General features: G+C 72.0%; 16 protein-coding genes, 1 pseudogene and 1 riboswitch. Of the genes and pseudogenes, 10 read left to right on the forward strand and 7 right to left on the reverse strand.

The window, feature by feature from the left end; genetic code table 11:
- Positions 1-9: 9 nt before the first annotated feature.
- A complete protein-coding gene (aceA, locus tag PV796_RS03220) occupies positions 10-1293 on the reverse strand; it encodes an isocitrate lyase (RefSeq protein WP_274911288.1) in 1284 nt (427 codons plus the stop codon).
- Between the two features lie 390 nt (positions 1294-1683).
- On the opposite strand from aceA, the gene PV796_RS03225 reads away from it, so the two are divergent.
- From PV796_RS03225 to PV796_RS03250, 6 genes and pseudogenes are all read left to right on the forward strand, one after another.
- Entirely contained in the window at positions 1684-3090 is a 1407-nt protein-coding gene (locus tag PV796_RS03225; protein WP_274911290.1) for a short-chain fatty acyl-CoA regulator family protein, read from the forward strand.
- Positions 3091-3191: 101 nt separating this feature from the next.
- Positions 3192-3982 (forward strand): annotated as a pseudogene (gene cobF / locus PV796_RS03230) (precorrin-6A synthase (deacetylating)).
- A 105-nt stretch (positions 3983-4087) separates the two neighbouring features.
- Positions 4088-5149: a tRNA (adenosine(37)-N6)-threonylcarbamoyltransferase complex transferase subunit TsaD gene (gene tsaD, locus PV796_RS03235; protein WP_274911291.1), complete on the forward strand. Its 1062-nt coding sequence runs from the start codon at positions 4088-4090 to the stop codon at positions 5147-5149.
- Positions 5150-5167: 18 nt separating this feature from the next.
- Complete coding sequence (gene alaS, locus PV796_RS03240) at positions 5168-7813, forward strand: alanine--tRNA ligase (protein WP_274911292.1); 2646 nt, start codon at positions 5168-5170, stop codon at positions 7811-7813.
- Between the two features lie 103 nt (positions 7814-7916).
- A riboswitch (cobalamin riboswitch) is annotated at positions 7917-8072 on the forward strand.
- 36 nt (positions 8073-8108) lie between these two features.
- Positions 8109-8330, forward strand: coding sequence for a CbtB domain-containing protein (locus PV796_RS03245; RefSeq protein ID WP_274911293.1), 222 nt, complete (start codon positions 8109-8111; stop codon positions 8328-8330).
- 21 nt (positions 8331-8351) lie between these two features.
- Positions 8352-9104 carry a CbtA family protein gene (locus tag PV796_RS03250; protein ID WP_274911294.1) on the forward strand — a complete coding sequence of 251 codons (753 nt, stop codon included), beginning with the start codon at positions 8352-8354 and terminating at the stop codon, positions 9102-9104.
- 110 nt (positions 9105-9214) lie between these two features.
- Here the strand turns inward: PV796_RS03250 and PV796_RS03255 are convergent, their stop codons facing one another.
- From PV796_RS03255 to PV796_RS03280, 6 genes are all read right to left on the reverse strand, one after another.
- Entirely contained in the window at positions 9215-9841 is a 627-nt protein-coding gene (locus PV796_RS03255; protein ID WP_274911296.1) for a histidine phosphatase family protein, read from the reverse strand.
- 98 nt (positions 9842-9939) lie between these two features.
- On the reverse strand, positions 9940-10941 hold the full coding sequence (locus PV796_RS03260; protein WP_274918843.1) for a LacI family DNA-binding transcriptional regulator: 1002 nt from the start codon (positions 10939-10941) through the stop codon (positions 9940-9942).
- A gap of 254 nt (positions 10942-11195) precedes the next feature.
- Complete coding sequence (locus PV796_RS03265) at positions 11196-11630, reverse strand: hypothetical protein (protein ID WP_274911297.1); 435 nt, start codon at positions 11628-11630, stop codon at positions 11196-11198.
- 80 nt (positions 11631-11710) lie between these two features.
- The gene (locus PV796_RS03270) at positions 11711-12547 is read right to left on the reverse strand and encodes a heavy metal-binding domain-containing protein (RefSeq protein WP_274911299.1); all 837 of its coding nucleotides are present in this window, start codon (positions 12545-12547) and stop codon (positions 11711-11713) included.
- Between the two features lie 141 nt (positions 12548-12688).
- Positions 12689-13633, reverse strand: coding sequence for a heavy metal-binding domain-containing protein (locus PV796_RS03275; protein WP_274911300.1), 945 nt, complete (start codon positions 13631-13633; stop codon positions 12689-12691).
- A gap of 1116 nt (positions 13634-14749) precedes the next feature.
- Positions 14750-14884: a hypothetical protein gene (locus PV796_RS03280; protein WP_274911301.1), complete on the reverse strand. Its 135-nt coding sequence runs from the start codon at positions 14882-14884 to the stop codon at positions 14750-14752.
- Positions 14885-15315: 431 nt separating this feature from the next.
- Here PV796_RS03280 and PV796_RS03285 point away from each other — a divergent pair, with 431 nt between their 5' ends.
- Genes PV796_RS03285 through PV796_RS03300 form a run of 4 tightly spaced genes read left to right on the forward strand, consistent with a single transcriptional unit; the run spans position 15316 to position 19755 of the window.
- Positions 15316-17208: an asparagine synthase-related protein gene (locus PV796_RS03285; RefSeq protein WP_274911302.1), complete on the forward strand. Its 1893-nt coding sequence runs from the start codon at positions 15316-15318 to the stop codon at positions 17206-17208.
- Complete coding sequence (locus PV796_RS03290) at positions 17205-17642, forward strand: lasso peptide biosynthesis B2 protein (protein ID WP_274911303.1); 438 nt, start codon at positions 17205-17207, stop codon at positions 17640-17642. Before PV796_RS03285 ends, PV796_RS03290 begins: the two co-directional genes overlap by 4 nt.
- Before the next feature lie 27 nt (positions 17643-17669).
- On the forward strand, positions 17670-17930 hold the full coding sequence (locus PV796_RS03295; protein ID WP_274911304.1) for a lasso peptide biosynthesis PqqD family chaperone: 261 nt from the start codon (positions 17670-17672) through the stop codon (positions 17928-17930).
- 34 nt (positions 17931-17964) lie between these two features.
- Positions 17965-19755 carry an ABC transporter ATP-binding protein gene (locus tag PV796_RS03300; RefSeq protein ID WP_274911305.1) on the forward strand — a complete coding sequence of 597 codons (1791 nt, stop codon included), beginning with the start codon at positions 17965-17967 and terminating at the stop codon, positions 19753-19755.
- Positions 19756-19761 lie beyond the last annotated feature (6 nt).

The following is a 19761-nucleotide window of genomic DNA, read 5'->3' on the forward strand; positions in this document are numbered from 1 at the left end:
GGGGCGGTCCTAGTGGAACTGCTCCTCCTCCGTGGAGCCGCTCAGGGCGGTGGTGGAGGAGGCGGGGTTGACGGCGGTGGAGACCAGGTCGAAGTAGCCGGTGCCGACCTCGCGCTGGTGCTTGACGGCGGTGAAGCCGTCGGCCTGGGCGGCGAACTCCTTCTCCTGGAGGTCGACGTAGGCGGTCATGCCGCGCTCGGCGTAGCCGTGGGCCAGGTCGAACATGCCGTGGTTGAGGGAGTGGAAGCCGGCGAGGGTGATGAACTGGAACTTGTAGCCCATCGCGCCCAGTTCGCGCTGGAACTTGGCGATCTGGTCGTCGTCCAGCGCGGCCTTCCAGTTGAAGGAGGGCGAGCAGTTGTAGGCGAGCATCTGGTCCGGGTAGCGGGCGTGGACGGCCTCGGCGAAGTCGCGGGCCTGCGCCAGGTCGGGGGTGCCGGTCTCGACCCAGATGAGGTCGGCGTAGGGGGCGTAGGCCAGGCCGCGGGCGATGACCGGGGCCATGCCGTTGCGGACCCGGTAGAAGCCCTCGGCGGTGCGCTCTCCGGTGACGAACTCGGCGTCGCGCTCGTCGACGTCGCTGGTCAGCAGGTTGGCGGCGAGGGCGTCGGTGCGGGCGACGATGAGGGTCGGCACGTCGGCGAGGTCGGCGGCCAGGCGGGCCGCGTTGAGGGTGCGGATGTGCTGGGAGGTGGGCACCAGGACCTTGCCGCCGAGGTGGCCGCACTTCTTCTCGGAGGCGAGCTGGTCCTCGTAGTGGATGCCGGCGGCGCCGGCCGCGATCATCGCCTTGGTGAGTTCGAAGGCGTTGAGCGGGCCGCCGAAGCCCGCCTCCGCGTCGGCGACGATCGGCGCGAGCCAGTCGGTGGTGTCGCCGGCGTCCTCGGCGGTGGCGATCTGGTCGGCGCGCAGCAGCGCGTTGTTGATCCGACGGACCACCTGCGGCACGGAGTTGGCCGGGTACAGGCTCTGGTCGGGGTAGGTGTGGCCGGCCTGGTTGGCGTCGGCGGCGACCTGCCAGCCGGAGAGGTAGATGGCCTGGAGTCCGGCCTTGACCTGCTGCACGGCCTGTCCGCCGGTCAGGGCGCCCAGCGCGTGGAGGTAGTCCCGCTCGTGCAGTTGGCGCCACAGGCGCTCCGCGCCGCGCCGGGCCAGGGTGTGTTCCTCGCGGACGCTGCCGGAGAGCCGGATCACGTCCTCGGCACTGTAGGTGCGCTCGATGCCCCGCCACCGGGGGTCGGTGGCCCAGCGCCGCGCCAGTTCCTCGGCCGCCTGCTTCCTCGCGTCTGCCATGACTGTCACCGTCTCCTCGGTCTGGATGGGATGCCAACGTCGCTGCCTTCGGGGGCAACTGGCGTGGCACTGTGTGTCGCCTTCTCGCTTTGCTGGGGTGCGGCCCGCCGTTCTGCCGGGTAGCGGAACTGAGCAATGTTGCCGGTATGGGGCACCGCCGTCATCGGGATCTCCGACGTCAGGGCGGTGTATCGGGCCCCGATTCCGGGCGGTGCCGGCCGGTGTCCGGCGGGCCGCACTCAGACTCTGACACTGACACTGAGTGCCAACAACCGTGGATGCTTGCCAACTTCTGCGAATCTTCCAGTGGCCGATTGCCAACGTTGCGACACGTCCATCGAGGGCCTGTTCGCCTACGCTGACCGGGACCTGGACAGCGGAGGAGACGCGGTGAGCAAGACGTACGCGGGGGCGCGCCTGCGGCGGCTGCGCGAGGAGCGCCGGATGAACCAGGCGGAACTGGCCCGCGTGTTGGGCATCTCGCGCAGCTATCTGAACCAGATGGAGCACGATTCGCGCCCGCTCACCGTCCCGGTGCTGTTGCGGCTGTCCGAAGCCTTCGGCGTCGACCCGACGTTCTTCTCCGAGCGCGACACCACCCGGCTGGTCGCGGACCTGCGCGAGGCGCTGGCCGGCGAGCTCGCCGAGGCCCGGGTCGCCACCGCCGATCTGACCGAACTCGCCGCGCGGATGCCGGCGATCGCCCATGTCCTGCTCGATCTCGGCCGCCGCAACCACCGCCTGGCCGAGCGGCTGGTCGGCGGCGAGGGTGGCCGCGGCAACGGTCAGGAGGCGCCGATCTCGCCGCACGAGGAGATCCGGGACTTCTTCTACCGCCGGCAGAACTACCTGGACGAGCCCGACCACGAGGCCGAGCGCCTGGCCGCGGAGATCGGCATCCGGCCCGGTGACGTGCTGCGGGTCCTGACCGCGCGGCTGGCCGACCGTCACGGCGTCCGCCTGTCCAACGACGCCGACGACCGGCTGCACCACTACGACGACGCGACCCGGACCCTGCACCTGTCGGCCCGCCTGCGGCCCGGCCAGCGCGCCTTCCGGATGGCCACCCAACTCGCCCTGCTGGAATACCGCGACGGGCTCGACGCCCAGGCCGCCGAGGACTTCCCGCCCGGCTCACCCGCGCACGCCCTGGCCCGCATCGGCATCGCCAACTACTTCGCCGCCGCCCTGGTCCTGCCGTACACCGGCTTCCACGCCGCGGCGGAGCAGGCGCGGTACGACATCGAGCGCCTCACCGACCGCTACGGCCTCGGCTACGAGACCGTCTGCCACCGCCTGAGCACCCTGCAACGCCCGCGCCTGCGCGGTGTGCCGTTCTCCTTCGTCCGCGTCGACCGCGCCGGCAACATGTCCAAGCGCCAGTCCGCGACCGGCTTCCACTTCTCCCGGGCCGGCGGCACCTGCCCGCTGTGGAACGTCTACGAGGCGTTCGCCGCGCCCGGCCGCATCCACGTCCAGATCGCCGAAATGCCGGACGGGCAGCGGTACTTGTGGACCGCCCGGGCGATCACCCGGCACCGCGGCGGCTGGGGCGAACCGGGCAAGACCTTCGCCGTCGGCCTCGGCTGCGAGATCCGGCACGCGCACCGCCTCGTCTACTCCGACGGCCTGGACCTCGACAGTGGCGCCACCGCCACCCCGATCGGCATGGGTTGCCGGGTCTGCGAACGCCTCGACTGCCCGCAACGCGCCGCACCACCCCTGGGCCGCCCGCTGCACATCGACGAGCACACCAGCACCTTCGTCCCGTACCCGGTGTCGGGAGACGGGGCGTGAGCGCGGGTGTCTGACCGGTAGCGCCCTGCGCAACCGCGCTTTCCGGCCATTCCCGATGAGCCCGGGCGGGGCGCACCCCGCGCTACGGCGAAGCTGGTGCCATGAGCACGGAACGACGGCACCTCCTCGTCATCGGCATCGGAGCCGGTGACCCGACTACCTGACCCTGGCCGCGGTGAAGGCCATGGCCCGCACGGACGTCTTCTTCCTCGTGGGCAAGGGGCCACAGAAGGCCCAACTGACCGATCTGCGCCAGCACATGGTGGCGGAGCACGCACGCGCTCCCTACCGGGTCGTGGCGGCGGACGACCCCTGGCGCGACCGCACCCGCGCGGACCGCCCCGGTTACACGGCCGCCGTCCATGACTGGCGCGGCCGCCGCGCGGACGTCTACGAGCGGCTGGTGACCGACGAGCTCACCCCCGGACGGACCGGCGCGTTCCTGGTGTGGGGCGATCCGGCCCTGTACGACAGCACGCTCGGCATCCTCGACGAGATCGAGGCGCGGGACACGGTGTCGTTCACGGTCGAGGTGGTCCCCGGCATCAGCAGCGTCTCCGCGTTGGCCGCCCGCCACCACATCACGGTGAACCAGGTCGGTCGCCCGGTGCACATCACCCCCGCCCGCAGGCTCGCGGAGCTCTCCCCCAACGACGACGGGGACGTCGTCGTCATGCTCGACGCCCACGAGTCGTTCCGCCGGTTCGAGACGGACGACGTCTGGATCTACTGGGGCGCCTCTCTCGGCACGCCCGATGAGCTCCTGGTCGCGGGCCCCGTGCGCAAGGTCGCGGACCGGATCAGGCGGCTGCGGAGTGCGGCACGGGCCCGGCACGGCTGGATCATGGACACCTATCTGCTGCGCCTGGTCGACGAGGACCGCGAGGAGTGACGGACGGGCGCGGGACGAGGTGAGGGCACGGAGACCGGACACTTATTGCACATGGCTTGCAATTACTATGGGTGAGCAATGAGTGGGTGTCGTGAGGGAGTGGCCATGCCGCAGGGCCGGATCGTGCTCGGTATCGAGTCGTCGTGCGATGAGACCGGGGCCGGGATCGTGTCGGACGGGCGGCTGCTCGCGCACGCGGTGGCGTCGAGCATGGCCGAGCACGCCCGGTTCGGCGGGGTGGTGCCGGAGATCGCCGCCCGCGCCCATCTGCACTCCTTCACGCCGGTGGTGCGGGAGGCCCTGGATCAGGCGGGGCTGCGGCTGAGCGACCTCGACGCCGTCGCCGTCACCACCGGCCCCGGCCTGTCGGGGGCCCTCCAGGTGGGGCTCGCGGGCGCGAAGAGCCTGGCGTACGCGGCCGGGGTGCCCCTCTACGGGGTCCATCACCTGGCGGGCCATGTCGCGGCCGACACCCTGGAGCACGGCCCGCTGCCCGATCCGTGCCTGGTCCTGATCGTTTCCGGTGGCCACACCTCGCTGTTGCTGGTGCGGGACCTCGTCCGCGATCCGATCCTGCACCTGGGCGACACCATCGACGACGCCGCCGGCGAGTGCTTCGACAAGGCGGCCCGGATCTTCGGTCTGCCCTACCCCGGGGGCCCGGCGATCGACCGGGCGGCCCGGGACGGAAACCCCTGCGCCGTCGCCTTCCCCCGCCCGCTGACGAGCGGGAAGGGCGACCCGTACGCGTTCTCGTTCTCCGGCCTGAAGACGGCCGCGGCGCGCTGGGCCGAGTCGTACCGACTCCGCGGCGCGGAGCTCCCGTTGGCCGACGGCGCCGCCTCGCTCCAGGAGGCGGTCGCGGACGTGTTGACCCGTAAGGCGCTGGCCGCCTGCCGGGAGTACGAGGTGGGGACGCTGGTCGTGGTGGGCGGGGTGGCCGCCAACTCCCGGGTCCGGGCGCTCGCGGAGGAGCGGTGCGCGGCGGCGGGGGTGGAACTGCGGGTGCCGCCGCTGACGTTGTGCACCGACAACGGCGCGATGATCGCCGCGGTCGGCGACCTGCTGGTGCGCGCGGGCGCCGCCCCGGCCCAACTGAGCGTGTCCATCGACCCGTCCGCGCCGTTGGAGTACGCCGCGCTGCATCCCGCCCTCGTTCCCGCCTGAGTCGATTCGGAGCACACCGTGCGCACCGCCGAGATCCGTTCCCGTTTCCTCACGTTCTTCGCCGACCGCGGGCACACCGTGGTGCCCAGCGCCCCGCTGCCCACACCGGACCCCACCCTGCTGTTCGTCAACGCCGGCATGGTCCCGTTCAAGCCCTATCTGACCGGCGAGCAGGAGCCGCCGTGGCCGCGGGCGACCAGCGTGCAGAAGTGCGTGCGCACGCTCGACATCGAGGAGGTCGGGAAGACCACCCGGCACGGCTCGTTCTTCCAGATGAACGGGAACTTCTCCTTCGGGGACTACTTCAAGGAGCAGGCCATCGCCTTCGCCTGGGAGCTGTCCACCTCCCCGGTCGCGGACGGGGGTTACGGCCTGGACCCGGAGAAGATCTGGGTGACCGTCCACCACTCCGACGACGAGGCGCGCGGCCTGTGGCGCACGCTCGCGGGGCTGCCCGACGAGCGGATCGTGGCCCGGGGCGACGAGGACAACTTCTGGTCGATGGGCGTGCCCGGCCCGTGCGGTCCGTGTTCGGAGCTGTACTACGACCGGGGTCCGGCGCTCGGCCGCGCGGGCGGCCCGGCGGTCGACGAGGACCGCTACATGGAGTTCTGGAACCTGGTGTTCATGCAGGACGAACGCGGCGAGGGCGCCGGCAAGTCCGGCTACCCGATCCTCGGCCGGCTGCCCCGCCCCAACATCGACACCGGCATGGGCCTGGAGCGGATGGCCACCCTCCTCCAGGGCAAGGACAACCTCTACGAGATCGACGAGACCCGGCCCGTCCTCGACCGCGCCGCGGAACTCGCCGGGGTCCGCTACGGCGCGGCGCACCAGACGGACGTCCGGCTGCGGGTGGTCGCCGACCACGTCCGCACCGCGTTGATGCTGCTCGCCGACGGCACCGCGCCCGGCAACGAGGGCCGCGGCTACGTCCTGCGCCGCATCCTCCGCCGAGCCGTCCGCTCGATGCGCCAACTCGGCTACCAGGACCCGGCCCTGCCCGAACTGCTGGCGGTGGCGCGGGACTGCATGGCCCCCAGCTATCCGGAGGTCGCGGACGCCTATGCGCGGATCTCCGACCAGGCGTGCGGGGAGGAGGACGCCTTCCGCGCCACGTTGCGGCAGGGCACCGCCGTCCTGGACACCGCCGTCGCCCGGGTACGGGAGGAGGGCGGGCGCACCCTGCCGGGCGGGCAGGCGTTCCTGCTGCACGACACCTACGGGTTCCCCATCGACCTCACCCTGGAGATGGCGGCCGAACAGGGCGTCGAGGTCGACCGCGAGGGCTTCACCACCCTGATGAACGAGCAGCGCGAGCGGGCCCGCGCCGACGCCCGGGCCCGCAAGTCCGGTGGCACGGCTGACACTTCGGCGCTCCGCTCGCTGCTGGACGCGCACGGTCCCACCGACTGGCGGGCGTGGGAATCCCTGACCGCCGAGGCCCGGGTCCTGGGCGTGGTCGGCGCGGGCGGCCCGGTCCCGGTCGCCCGCGAGGGCGAGATCGTCACCGTCGTCCTGGACCGCTCCCCCTTCTACGCCGAGTCCGGCGGCCAGGACAGCGACGCCGGCCGCCTCTCCGGCGCCTCCGCCGAGGCCGAGGTCCTCGACGTGCAGCGGCCGCTGGCGGGGCTGATCGCCCATCAAATCCGGGTCACCGCAGGCGAGTTGGCCGTCGGCGACGAGGTGGTCGCCGCGGTCGATCCCGAGTGGCGGCTGGGCGCCCGACAGGCCCACTCCGGCACCCACGTCCTGCATGCGGCACTGCGCGAGATCCTCGGCCCGACGGCCCTGCAGTCCGGCTCCTACAACCGGCCCGGCTATCTGCGCCTGGACTTCCCCTGGCGCGGCGCCCTCTCCCCCACCGTCCGCAGCGAGATCGAGGAGGCCGCCAACCGGGCGCTGCGCAGGGACCTGCCGGTGGGCGTGCGGTGGATGACGCTGCCCGAGGCCAAGGAGATCGGCGCGCTCGCCCTGTTCGACGAGACGTACGGGGAGCAGGTGCGGGTGGTCGAGATCGGCGGCGCCTGGTCGCGCGAACTGTGCGGCGGCACCCACGTCGAGCACGCCGCGCAGATCGGCACGGTCGCCCTGACCGGCGAGTCCTCGGTCGGCGCCGGCATGCGGCGGCTGGAGGCGGCGGTGGGCATCGAGGGCTTCGACTACCTGGCCCGCGAACGCGATCTGGTCTCCCGGATCGCCGAGCAACTGGGGTCACCGCGCGCGGAGTTGCCGGAGAAGATCGGCGGCCTGCTGGACCGGTTGAAGGCCGCCGACCGCGAGAACGCCCGGCTGAAGGCCGTGGCCACCGCGGCGCGGGCCGCGGAGCTGGCCGCCACCGGCGTGGACGCCAACGGCACCCTGGTCGTCACCGCCACCGCGGCGGGCCCGGCCGCCGATGCGCGCGCCCTGGCCCTGGCCGTCCGCGACCGGCTCCCGACGGACCGCCCCGGCCTGGCGGCGGTAGCCGGCGACGACGGCGCCCTCGTACTCGCCCTCAACGGCGCCGCCACGGCCGCCGGGTTGAACGCGTCCACTCTCGTCAAGCGGGTGTTGGACGGCCGTGGTGGCGGCTCCAAGGAGGTCGCGCAGGGCGGCGGGGTGCCCGTCGAGCGGCTGCGCCACCTCCTGGCGGAGCTGCCGCGGATCGTCGGGCGGGGGTGAGCGGCGGCGGGTGACAGTGCCGGACTGGCCAGGAGTTACCCGCCCGCCAGCCGGCCGGTAGCCCTGCGCGAGAGGAAGATCACGTCGGGTTACCCGCATCTTGGCCATGCACCTGCCACGCGGTATCGTCGGCGCGATTGTTGACGACGGCATGCGGAAGCCGGTGGGAATCCGGCACGGTCGCGCCACTGTGAGCGGGACGGTCCAACGCGTTGGGCGTCCCGTGAGTCAGACCCGCAGCCGTCGACCTGTGCACCACCGAGATGGGACGCGAACTCCCAGAGGAGGCCCTGCCATGGCGCAGTCCGTCGCCCAGCCGACCGCCGGTTCCCCCGCGGTACCCACCAAACTGCCGCTCAAGGCGATAGCCCCCTGGGCGATCTTCTTCGGCATCCTGATGCTCGTCCTGCTCTACTTCGTCGGCGCCGAGCAGGGCGCCACCTCCGTCTTCAACGGCACGGACATCCACGAGTGGGTGCACGACGGCCGCCACCTGCTCGGCTTCCCCTGCCACTGACACGAGGGACGCCGCACGCCCATGAACTCCACAACGGTCCGAAACCTCCTCGTCCGTGGCATGCTCGCCGGCCTCGCAGCCGGCGTGCTCGCGCTGCTCGTCGCCTATCTCCTCGGTGAGCCCAACGTCGACAGCGCGATCCGGTTCGAGGCCGCCCACTCCCACGAGCACGAGATGGCAGTCGTCTCCCGCTCCCTCCAGTCCACCGCCGGCCTCGCCACGGGCGTACTGGTCTACGGGGTCGCCTTCGGCGGCATCGCCGCCCTCGCCTTCTCCTTCGCGCTCGGCCGCGTCGGCCGCTTCGGCCCCCGGGCGACCGCGCTGCTGCTGTCCGGCTGCGCACTGCTCGCCGTGTACGTGGTGCCGTTCCTGAAGTACCCGGCCAATCCGCCGTCCGTCGGCGAACCCGACACCATCGGCAAACGCACCGCCCTGTACTTCCTGATGATGCTGCTCGGCGTGTTGCTGGCGCTCGCGGCCAGCATCCTGGGCAGGCGCCTGGCACCGAGGTTGGGTACCTGGTACGCGACCGTCGTCGCGGTGGTGGCCTTCGCCGTCGTGATCGGGGTGGCCTACGCCGTCCTGCCGGCCGTCAACGAGGTGCCGACGGACTTCCCGGCCACCCTGCTGTGGCGGTTCCGGCTCTCCGCACTGGCCATCCAGGCCGTGCTGTGGGGTGGATTCGGCCTCCTCTTCGGCGAGTTGGCCGAGCGGCTGCTGCATCCGCGGGCCGAGGCCGTCACCGCCGGCCGAGCGGTCCCCGTGGAGAACTAACGCCCGCGCCAAGAGAACTGACGCCCGTACCGCAGACGCCCCAGAGGGCCCCGGAATTTCCGTGGGCCCTCTCGGGCGTGTGCGGTACGGGGACGGACCGGCCGGGACGCTCAGCGCTCCGCCGCGGTGTCCGGCGGGCGCGGAGGTGATGACGGGGACGATGACGCGGGCAGGGCCTGGCCGAGCCGCAGGTTCCAGCGGCCGGCCCGACCGCTGAGTTCCGTGGCCGTCAACGGGGGCACGTCCAGCCGCCAGAAGGCCGGCCCGGGCAGGCCGAGGACGTGTACGACCGCCGCCCGCACCACCTCCGGCTCGACGACGGCGAGCGTCCGGCCGGCCGCGGGCAGCGCGTCCAGCCAGCGCGCGACGCGTCCGCACAGCTCCCGCACCGACTCGCCACCGTGCGGCGCGCACGCCGGGTCGGCGAGCCAACGGCCCACGGCCTCCGGTTCGGCGGCCCCCACCTCGTCGAGGGTCCGGCCCGTCCAACGCCCCACGTTGAGACCGCTCAACTCGGCCGCGTCCGTACCGTCGAGACCGAGCGCGGCGGCCGTCTGGTGACAGCGCGCGCTCGGGGAGGTGCGCACCCGGGCGGCCCGGGGCAGCGATCCGGCGGCCGAACGGGCCCTGGCGGCCGCACTGTCGTCGATCGCGTCACCGTCCTCGCCGTCGCCAAAACGGGCCTGCCGCAGTGACCGGCTCATCGCGGGCGTGATGAGGGTGACGCGACTGCTCACGGGGCTGCCTCCGGCTGGGTTGCGGTATGCGGGGTGTGGTGTGCGGTACGGGGTTTCGTGGCTGCGGCGGGCGTCGTGGGGCCGCTCGACTGCCGGGCTCAGCGCGGCGGTTGAGGGGCGGGTCCGCTGGTCTCGCGGACCACCAGCCGCGGTTCCACCACCGCCTCGCGCGGCGCCGACTCCGGCCCCACCAGCCGCTGCACGGCGCAGCGCACCGCGTGCCCGGCCAGCCGTCGGGCGTCCTGGCGGACGGTGGTGAGGCCGACCGGCATCAGGTGGGAGAGGTGACTGTCGTCGTAGCCGACGATCGAGATGTCCCGCGGGACCGCGAGACCCGCCCGCGTCAGCGCCATCAACAAGCCCATGGCGCAACGGTCGTTGCCGGCGAGGACGGCGGTCGGCAGCGGCCGTCCGTCGTCGCGCTCGTTCAGCAGCAGCCGACCGGCCTCGACGCCCGAACGCTCGGTGTGCTCACCGGGGATGATCCGGAGTTCGGCCGCCAGCCCGTGGTGGCCCATCGCGTCCCGGTAGGAGCTTTTGCGTTCGGACGCGCCGGGGCCACGGCCGCCGTCGATGTGCACGATCCGCCGGTGCCCCAACGCCACCAGGTGGTCCATGGCCTGGCGCACGCCGCTCTCCTCGGCGCTGCGCACGACGTCGACGCGCGCGTGGGGCGTCCGGTGGCCGATCGAGACGGTGGCGGTGTGCCCTCCGACTCCGCCGAGGTAGGTGGGTTCGGCATCCGGACCGAGCAGGATCAGGCCCTCGCAACGGTGGCCGAGCAGGGCCTCGACGGCCTTGGCCTGGCTCCGCTCCTCGGTGGCGGCGGACAGCAGCACGTCGTAGCCCAGCCGCTCGGCCTCCGGGTAGATGCCCTCGATGAGGTCGGTGTGGAAGGTCTGGTGCACGGTGAACATCACGCCGAGCGTGCGGCTGCTCCCGCGCGCCAGCAACCGGGCGGCGCTGTCGGGCCGGTAGCCGATCTCGTCGGCGACCCGCAGCACCCGCCGGCGGGTCTCCTCGCTCGCTCCCGGCTGGTCGCGGAAGACGATCGACACGAGCGCCCGTGACACCCCCGCCCGCTGCGCGACGTCCGCCATCGTGGGCCGCCGCCCGCCCGATCCGTCCACCTGTGCACCCCCCTTCGACGACGCCCACCCTACGGGCCGTCACGAGACCTCCCGTCAACGAGCCGTCGGCGCAGGCCGACAAGCCAGCGCACGCCAACAAGGCAGGCGGTCGACATGCCACTTGGTCAGGTGTCGCCGCCACAGTCGACGCCTGGCCAACGGGGTCGGCCCGGGCATCGGGGTGGCTCGGCCCGCCCCCTGCGCCGGTGTGCCCGCGGTGGGTGTCACCCGCCCAACAGCAGCCGCTCCAGCGCCGCCCGGGCCCGGGCGTCGGACTCGGCGCGGGCGGCGATGGCCTCGGCCAGCTCCCGCACCCACTCGTCCAGCGCCACCGGGCGCCGGGAGAGGATCACCCCCCGCACCTCCCGGCACACCTCGCCGCTCGGGCGGCCGCCGGTGAGATTCAGCACCAGACGCTGCTCGCCCAGCGCGACGTCCAGGCACACCACCTTGCCTTCCCGGCCGGCCAGTCGGTCGGCCATGCCGCGCTTGCGCTCGATCGCCACCGAACCTGGCGGCAGCGCGTCCGCCAGCGTCCCGGTGAGCACCTGGGCGTACACCTCCAGATCGGCGGCGTCCCGGCGCAGTGCGGCGGCGAGCAGCTCGACCGAGGCGGGTTCGCCGCCGGGCTCGGGCGGCACGGGGAGGTGGGAGGACATCGACAGCGGCCTTTCGTTTCGGTCTGGGTCCAACGGATCGCGTGCTGCGGCCTGTCCGACGGGTCAGGGGCGGACCGGACCTACCCGTCCAGGCTCAGCACCATCGTCGGGCGTTCGATGACGTGGTCGTCGCGCAGCGGCCGCACGGCCGTGCCGATGGCGAAGAACTCGGTGGTGTGCCCGCCCCAGCGGTGGTTGTGGGAGTTGAGCTGCACCCCCACGATGCCCTCGGCGTGCAGTTCCTCCGCCTCCCGCTGCATCCGCTCCATCGCCAACTCCCGGGCGTCGTAGAGCGCTTGGGTGAACGGCTCGATCTCCACGTTCTTGCCGATGTTGGAGAACATCGAACCGATCTTCTGGTGGGCGATGTGGTACACGCAGGTGCCCATCACCATGCCCAGTGGGGCGTATCCGGCCCGGACCAGGGTCCAGAAGTCCTGTCCGCTCAGGTCCGAGGTGAACGGCTGCCCCTTGGCGTTGCGCCAGCTCCCGTTGCCGCCGGGCGCGGGCGCGTCCGCCTTGACCGCGGTGCCGATCGCGATGAACTCGGCGATGTCGTTGCCGAACTCCCGCGCCTCGACGGAGAGCCGCACGCCCACGATGCCGTCGGCGCCGAGCTGTGCCGCCTCGGCCTCCATCCGGGTCATGGCCAACTCCCGGGCGTGATACATGGCCTGGCTCAACGTGGTGAGCTCCTGGTTCTTTCCCCAACGGCCGAGCTGGATGCCCACGTGGTAGATCGAACTGCCCAGGACCAGGCCGAGCGGTCGGAACCCCGCCTCCCGCACGAGCAGGAACTCGTTGACCGTCAGGTCACTGGTGAAGAGCGAGCCCCCCGGCCGGCCGGGCTGGAGTTCGGCCAGCCGCCGCATCGCATCGGCCGGTACGCCCTGGGCGGTCGGGTCGGTGGCGGTCATCAGCGGTCCCCCTCGGGAAAGTGTCTGGTGGTGAGGTGATGATGGGCGGTTGGTGTGGAGCGAAGGGTGCCGGGTGACTGGTCACGGCGGCGGACGGGGGCGGCCCTTGCGTTGGCGGGCAGCTCGTCACGCGGATCGCCGTCACGTGGAACGCGCACGGCGCCGGTCGGGATCCAGTGGCATCACGGTCAGGGTGCGCGGCTGCGCCTCCCGGCGCACGGTGAAGGCGGCCACCGAGGTGCCTATCAGGGTGGCCTCGGCGACGTGGTCCTTCTGGTCGGAGTCCTTGTTGCGCCGGCGCGCCCGGACGCAGTCCTCGTGCCAGACCCGCAGTCGGTTGTCGCCCAGCACCACGCCGTCCGCTCCGGCGTGCCATGCCTGCTCGCCGATCCGTTGGCGGGCGTCATGACGGGTCAGCGCGACCAACTGGCTCCAGCCGGTGACCTCCTGATTGCCGGCCGCGAACCAGTTCTGCCGCCGGGTGGTCCAGTCGTCGTGCCGGGAGCCGATGGCGAGCCCCACCAGGAGGTCGACCGGCACCCACCCCGCGTCGATCAGCTTGGCGAACCCCTGGCCGTCCAGGTGCGTGGTGAAGGGGCGCTTCGGCCGCACGTCCCCCTGTGCCCGGACGGCGGTGCCGATCACCTGGAATTCGAAGCAGTGGGGCGCCGAGGGGAACGGGGCCATCGTCAGGTCCGCGGCCACCACACCGTCCCCGCCCAACGCCGTGCACTCCGCCGTCATCCGCGCGAGCGCCGCATGGCGCGCCGCCATCAGCACGTCGACCAGCGCCTTGGAGGCGGCGCCCTGCCCCGATACGGCGACCGGCGCCGGCCCGGAACCGCGCCCGGACCACCCCGCTGACCCGTAGCCGCAGTCGTAGTAGCGCCAGTTGGTCCCGCCGCCCGCCACGCGGTACACGGCCGAGCCCAGCACCTGCCCGACCGGCTCGAAGCCCACCGATCTGAGCGCGGCGAACTCACCCGTCGACAGCGCCGAGGACCACGTCCCGCTGCGCCGCGCCTCGGCCGTACGCGCCGCAGCCACCGGTGGCAACCCACCGCCGGCAGACCACTCCCCGCTCATGGACACCCCCTCCAACTCCCCGGGAACGAGCCCTAGGAGAGCGAGTCTAGAGCGAGGGTCCGACAACGGAGGGTGCGGGGAGGGAGGAACGCACGGACGGGGAGCGTCAGTTGCCAGGCAACCCGGTGCGGTACCAGGCAGTGCGGTATCAACCCGGCGCGGTGCCGGCTCGGCCGTGGCAGGGCTCAGGCGCGCGGCCCATGCGTTGCCTGGCGTCCGCGAAGGACGGTTACGGCACGGTATCCACGTCAAACACCTGCACCCAATCGCCCGTGCGATGCCCAATTATTCGAACTAGCAAAAGCGTCCGATGAGACGACCGGCGCACCCGCGACCAGTCCCGCAGAACGCGCCCTTCGAAGCGCTTTGCACGAACGGCCGAGCGAGACAAGTGCCGGCCCGAAACAACGGGTTCGCGCCCGCGCGTGGCGCAAAGACCACGGGCGGCGTTCGAGCGCGGGGGCATTTTCGAGTTGCACACCCGCCGCGTTTTCGATGAACCCCCAACGAAATCCGCACGTTTCGCCTCGCCCACCCTTGAAGATATCGCCCCCTTAACCGGATCCCGCGAGTTCGCCTCCGGCAGTCCGGGGCCAACGAAACCATTACGCTCCGGTGAATTCTGCGACCCCTTCGGGGCGCCACGGGAGGCATCGACCGAGCCGAGGCGCCCCCGACAGAGGAGCGGAAGGAAATCCGACTCTTCGGTCAACTGTCGGATTGGATAGGGGTTTTCGGCCGCTCGGCCGGAACATGCGCGCGGGCGGGGAAGTTAACGAGAGAGGAGGGCCGACATCGGGCCGGCGGCCAGCACCGCCCCGCCTTCAACGGGGCATTGACCTGGGACGGAGGCCACGATAGGCGCACGGAAGGGCGGCCTCCCGCTCCCGGCGGTGGCGCGGCACGTCACCGTGCCGCACGCGTCCGGGAGTTGAAGGCCGCGTTCACTTCCGCCCTATAAAGAACCCAAGGGAGGGAGAGTTGTCGAGCGATGCCCGGCCCCGCGCCGGGGGCTTCAGCCGTCCCGCTCCGTCGCACAAGAATGCGAGGGAATGGTCCGATGCAGGGCCGGGTACGATCTCTTTTCCGGCAATCAGCCAGAGGCCACTACCGCGACTACTGGGCCTTCTTGAAGCCGATGGTCGTGGCGTCCTTCTTCGTGTGGATCGTGCCGTCGGTGTCCTTGTTGAACTGGCCGACCTTGGCGGCAGCCGGCGGCATGTAACGCTCGGGAAGCTGCTTCTTGGACATGACTTTCTCCTATCCATCTCGGTGGATTCCGAAGTGGCGCCGATTCATGTAAGCGGGTTCCCACCAGAGTGTCTACTCACGTATAGCAACTCAAGCCAATACAAGACGCTTTCTTACCTGCGGTAAGAGTCACCGCGGGTCGCGACCGCCTTCGTTCGGAGGGATGGCGGGGCGCGGCAGAACGCGCGGCTCAATATCTCCCTGTACGCAGCACGGACTTGGCATATAGGGGTGGCGTAGGGGGTGCGCCGCCGGCGCCAAGTCGCCCGGCCTGAAGGGCATCGGAGCGAGCGCCGGTCGATCCGTTCCGTCACGCCAGTCATGGCGTGATCTCAACTGTGTGCAGTTGCGCGATCTCCGTCAGTGATGGACGGTGCTCCGGCGGCCGCGCCGGCGGCGCGGAAGTCGCCCTGATACCTGGTGGTGAGGCATTGCAATCCCCCAACGACAACAACCTCGTGGTCTTCCCGGACTCCCCGGGCGGAGCCTGGGCCCATCGCCAAGTCGAGTCCGCGGCACCGCAGATGGTGACCCATGCTTCCGGGCGACCGTGGTTGGCCGGCTCGTGGGACCCGGCGGACCTGGTGGTGGCGGACGCGGGCCCAGCGCGCGTTGCGGTGTTCGGCACGGTCTCCGTCACGTCGGAGCGCCTGTCCACGCTCATCTCCCAGGTGCGCACCCTGCCGGACCTGGACCGACTGGCCCGTCAACTGCCCGGCAGCGCACACCTGCTGGCGTCGGTCGACGGCCAGGTGCGGTTCCAGGGGACCGTCACCGGGTCCCGTTGCGTGTTCACCGCCTGTCTGGACGAGGTGCCGATCGCCGGTGACCGGGCCGACGTGTTGGCCGGGATCATCGGCGCGGAGCCGGACGAGGAGCTGCTCGCGGCGAGCGTGACCTCCGGCATGTTCTTCGCACCGTTGAGCGAACGCAGTTGGTGGCGCGGCGTGGAACAGGTGCCGGCGGACTCCTATCTCGTGCTGCCCGGCAACGGCTCGACGCGCACGGTGCGTTGGTGGCAGCCGCCGGAGCCGCACCTGTCCCTGACCGAGGGCGTCGATCAGGTGCGCGAGCGACTGCGGGAGGCGGTGGCCCTGCGGCAGCCCCGACAGGGCAGGCTGTCGGCGGACCTGTCGGGCGGCATGGACTCCACGTCGCTGTGCTTCCTGGCCGCCGAGCACCGCCCCGACCTGTTGACCTTCCGGTGGACCGGCGGCAGCGCGATCAACGACGACCCGTTCTACGCGGAGCGGGCCGCGCGCTCCCTGGAGCACGCCGAGCACCTGACCATGCCGGAGAGCAGCGCGCCGCCGGTGTTCTCCCCGCCGTACTGGACTTCCGACACGGAGGCGCCGCGGGCCACCACCCGGGGGATGAACGCCGTCCGCACCGGTATCCGACTGTTGGTCGAGCACGGTGCCACATGGCATCTGGCCGGGCACGGCGCCGACGAGTTGTTCACCGGCAGCGCCGCCTATCTGCACACGCTGTTGCGGCGCAGCCCGGTGACCGCCTGGCGTCAACTGCGCGCCCACCGGGCGCTGTCCCGCTGGCCGTTGGGGGCCAGCCTGTCCGAGCTGTTGCGCGGGGAGGACCTCGGCACGTGGTGGCGGCGGTGTGCCGATCAGCTCGCGCGCCCCGCGCCGGACAGTCCGGTCCCGGCCCTGGGGTGGGGGGCGCGGCTGCCGGCGACGCCATGGGCCACCGGGGACGCGGTGCGGACCACGCAGCGGCTCTTCCACGGCGTGGCGGCGGGGATCGCCCCCCTGGCCCCGGACCGCGGGCAGCACGAGGCGCTCACCGCGCTGCGCAGCGCCGGGCCCGTGTTGCGGTTGCTGTGCCGCGAGTACGCGGTCGAGGGGTTGCGCCTGGAACTGCCGTACCTGGATGACCGGGTGGTGGAGGCGGTGCTGTCGATCCAGCCCCACGAGCGCTACACCCCCTGGCGGTACAAGCCGGTGTTGGCCGAGGCGATGCGGGGTCTGGTGCCCGATGTGGTCCTCGACCGGTCCACCAAGGGGTACTGCGAGGAGTCCGTCGACCGCGCCATGCAGGACCACGTGCCGGACCTGTTGGAGCTGTTCGCGGACTCGCAGTTGGCGCGCCGCGGGCTGATCGACGTGGCGAAGTTCCGGACCACCTTGGGCACGCCGCCGCGCAGCTCCGATGTCTGGTCCGCACAGTTGGAAGCGACGCTGGGCGCCGAGCTGTGGTTGCGGGAGATCGCGGCCCGCTCCGGTGGCCGGTCGTCGGCGACCGCCGGCCTCGCCCACAGCGGCGCCACCCCTCGTCCCCGTGTGTCCGATCCCGAGGAGACCCTGTGACCAGCCCCCCGTGCGCGCTGCCGCCGCGCGTCCAACTGCCCCTGCATCGGCGGGTGTTGCCGCTGGCCGCGGTGGCCCTCGCCCGGCCGCTGGCCGCGCTGCCGCCCCGCTATCTGCGCGTCGTGCTCCAGGGCTTGCGCGTCGGTGCCCGTCCGAGCAGTGCCGCGCAGGCTTCCGCGGCCCGCGCCGCGGTGGTCGCGGTGAGCCTGCGCTGCGCGGTCCACAACTGTCTCCAACGGTCCATCGCCGCGGCCGTGTTGTGCCGCGTCAAGGGGACGTGGCCCACCTGGCAGACCGGCGTGCGCACCACGCCGTTCGCCGCCCACGCCTGGATCGAGGCGGACGGCCAGGTGATCGACGAACCGTACCCCGACGGCTACTACCGGCCGCTGCTCACCGTCGCCCCCACGATTCCCAAGCACGCGGCCCGCTAGGGCCATCTCACGGAGGAACGTCGCCCCATGAAGCTCAGCCTGACCAGCCACACGCTCGCCACCGACACCGACGACGGCGCGGTGCTGATGAGCCAGCGCACCGGACACTACTGGCAGCTCAACCAGACCGGCGCCTATGCGCTCCAACGCCTGCTCGACGGCCGCACCACCGACCAGGTGGCCGAGGAGTTCGCGGAACGGTTCGGCATCGGGTTGGACCAGGCACGCGAGGACCTGACGGCGATGACCGACCAACTCCGGTCGTCCGGACTGGTGGAGGCGTCCTGAGCCCGGTCGGTCCGGAGAGGGAGCGGTGCGCTCGATGCTTCGACAACTGTGGACGTTGACCCGGGGGCAGCGCCGTTCGTTGAGCGCCGCCCTGCTCCTCACCCTGGTCGCGGCCGCGGTCGGCGTCGCCCAACCACTGGCCGCCAAGGGGGTGGTTGACGCCCTCACCGCGCACCGGCCGCTGTTCCTGCCGGTGGCGTGCCTGGTCCTGCTGTTGCTGTGCCAGGCACTGATCGGTTCCGGCGCCGCCTTCCTGTTGGAACGGGCCGGCGAGCGGTTCGTGTTGGACACCCGCACCAGGCTGTTCGAGCGCCTGTTGCGGATTCGGATGGACGCCTTCGACCGGCTGCGCGTGGGCGACCTCATGGCGCGCGCCTCCACGGACGTGGTCGTCCTGCGGGAGGCGCTGACGCACGTCTCCGTCCAACTCGCCACCAACCTCTGCATCGCGCTGGGCAGTGTCGGCGCGATGTTCGTGATCGATCCGGTACTGATGTTGCTCATCCTGAGCGTGCTGCTCGTCGGCAGCATCGTGATCAAGGTGCTGTCGACGCGGATCGGTCGGGTGTCGATGCGGCTCCAGACCGCCGTCGGGGCGATCTCGGCGGGGTTGGAACGCGCCCTGTCGGGCCTGCGCACGGTCCGTGCCAACCGCGCCGAACGGCGCGAGATCGACCACCTGACCGGGCTGGCCCAACACGCCTACGAGGAGGCGCTGCACAGCGCCAGGCTCACCGCGACGATCGCGCCCGTGGCCCAGATGGCCATCAACGCGGCCTTCGTCCTGGTCCTGTTGGTCGGCGCGGCCCGCGTGGACGAGGGGGCGCTCTCGCTCGGCGCGTTGGTGGCGATCCTGCTCTACGCCAATCAACTCGGTGGCCCCGTCACCGAGTTGATCGAGGGCGTCGCCTCGGTGAGCAGGGCGAAGGGCGCCATCGAACGCATCGAGGAGGTCTACTCGTTCCCCACCGAGGACCGCGCCCTCGCGCCGGCGGGCCGCGGCACGCCGCGTCGGCAACCGTCCCACCACGCCCCCGCGGCCCCGGCGTTGGAGCTCCGCGACCTGCGGTTCGGATACACCCCCGACACTCCGGTGCTCCAGGGGCTGTCGCTGACCGTCCCGCCGCACGCCCTCGTCGCCCTGGTCGGCCCGTCCGGAGCCGGCAAGTCCACCACCTTCGCGCTCGTCAACCGGTTCTACGAGCCGTGGAGCGGCGACCTCCGCATCGACGGGCACGCGGTCGCGGACCTCGGGCTCGACGCCTGGCGCTCGCGGATCGGCTGGGTCGAGCAGGACTGTCCGATGCTGCACGGCACGTTGCGGGAGAACCTCTGCTACGCCGCGCCCGACGTCACCACCGACGACGACGCCCTGTGGCGGGTCCTCGACCTCGTCAACCTCGCCCAGCGGGTCCGCCACCTCCCGGCCGGGTTGGACACCGGGATCGGCGAACGGGGCGCGCGCCTGTCGAGCGGCGAACGCCAACGGCTCGCCATCGCCCGGGCGATCCTGGCCCGCCCCCGACTGCTGCTGATGGACGAGCCCACCGCCCACCTCGACCCCGCCAACGAGGCCGCCCTGACGGTCACCCTGCACAACCTCCGGCGGGAGTGCGCCCTGCTCGTCATCGCGCACCGGATGACCACCATCGAGACGGCCGACTCCATCGTCATGCTCGACGGCGGAACGGCCCACGCCACCGGAACGTACGCCGAACTCCTGCGCACCGACGCCGGGTTCCAACGACACGTCGCCGGCGGAACGCGACTACCGCCAACTCTCGACCAGGGACCGGTGGTTGTCCCCGACCACCCCACCGTCTGAGCCGCG

The organism is Streptomyces sp. WZ-12 (genome assembly GCF_028898845.1).
In the GTDB taxonomy this organism is placed as follows: Bacteria; Actinomycetota; Actinomycetes; order Streptomycetales; family Streptomycetaceae; genus Streptomyces.

Excerpts from the sequence above, each read along its gene's own strand:
- PV796_RS03260 (WP_274918843.1), bottom strand. The coding sequence starts at position 10,941 with ATGGCGGACGTCGCGCAGCGGGCGGGGGTGTCACGGGCGCTCGTGTCG.
- PV796_RS03300 (WP_274911305.1), top strand. The coding sequence starts at position 17,965 with ATGCTTCGACAACTGTGGACGTTGACCCGGGGGCAGCGCCGTTCGTTG.
- aceA (WP_274911288.1), bottom strand. The coding sequence starts at position 1,293 with ATGGCAGACGCGAGGAAGCAGGCGGCCGAGGAACTGGCGCGGCGCTGG.
- PV796_RS03265 (WP_274911297.1), bottom strand. The coding sequence starts at position 11,630 with ATGTCCTCCCACCTCCCCGTGCCGCCCGAGCCCGGCGGCGAACCCGCC.
- PV796_RS03295 (WP_274911304.1), top strand. The coding sequence starts at position 17,670 with ATGAAGCTCAGCCTGACCAGCCACACGCTCGCCACCGACACCGACGAC.
- PV796_RS03275 (WP_274911300.1), bottom strand. The coding sequence starts at position 13,633 with ATGAGCGGGGAGTGGTCTGCCGGCGGTGGGTTGCCACCGGTGGCTGCG.
- PV796_RS03250 (WP_274911294.1), top strand. The coding sequence starts at position 8,352 with ATGAACTCCACAACGGTCCGAAACCTCCTCGTCCGTGGCATGCTCGCC.
- PV796_RS03280 (WP_274911301.1), bottom strand. The coding sequence starts at position 14,884 with ATGTCCAAGAAGCAGCTTCCCGAGCGTTACATGCCGCCGGCTGCCGCC.
- PV796_RS03270 (WP_274911299.1), bottom strand. The coding sequence starts at position 12,547 with ATGACCGCCACCGACCCGACCGCCCAGGGCGTACCGGCCGATGCGATG.
- PV796_RS03245 (WP_274911293.1), top strand. The coding sequence starts at position 8,109 with ATGGCGCAGTCCGTCGCCCAGCCGACCGCCGGTTCCCCCGCGGTACCC.
- tsaD (WP_274911291.1), top strand. The coding sequence starts at position 4,088 with ATGCCGCAGGGCCGGATCGTGCTCGGTATCGAGTCGTCGTGCGATGAG.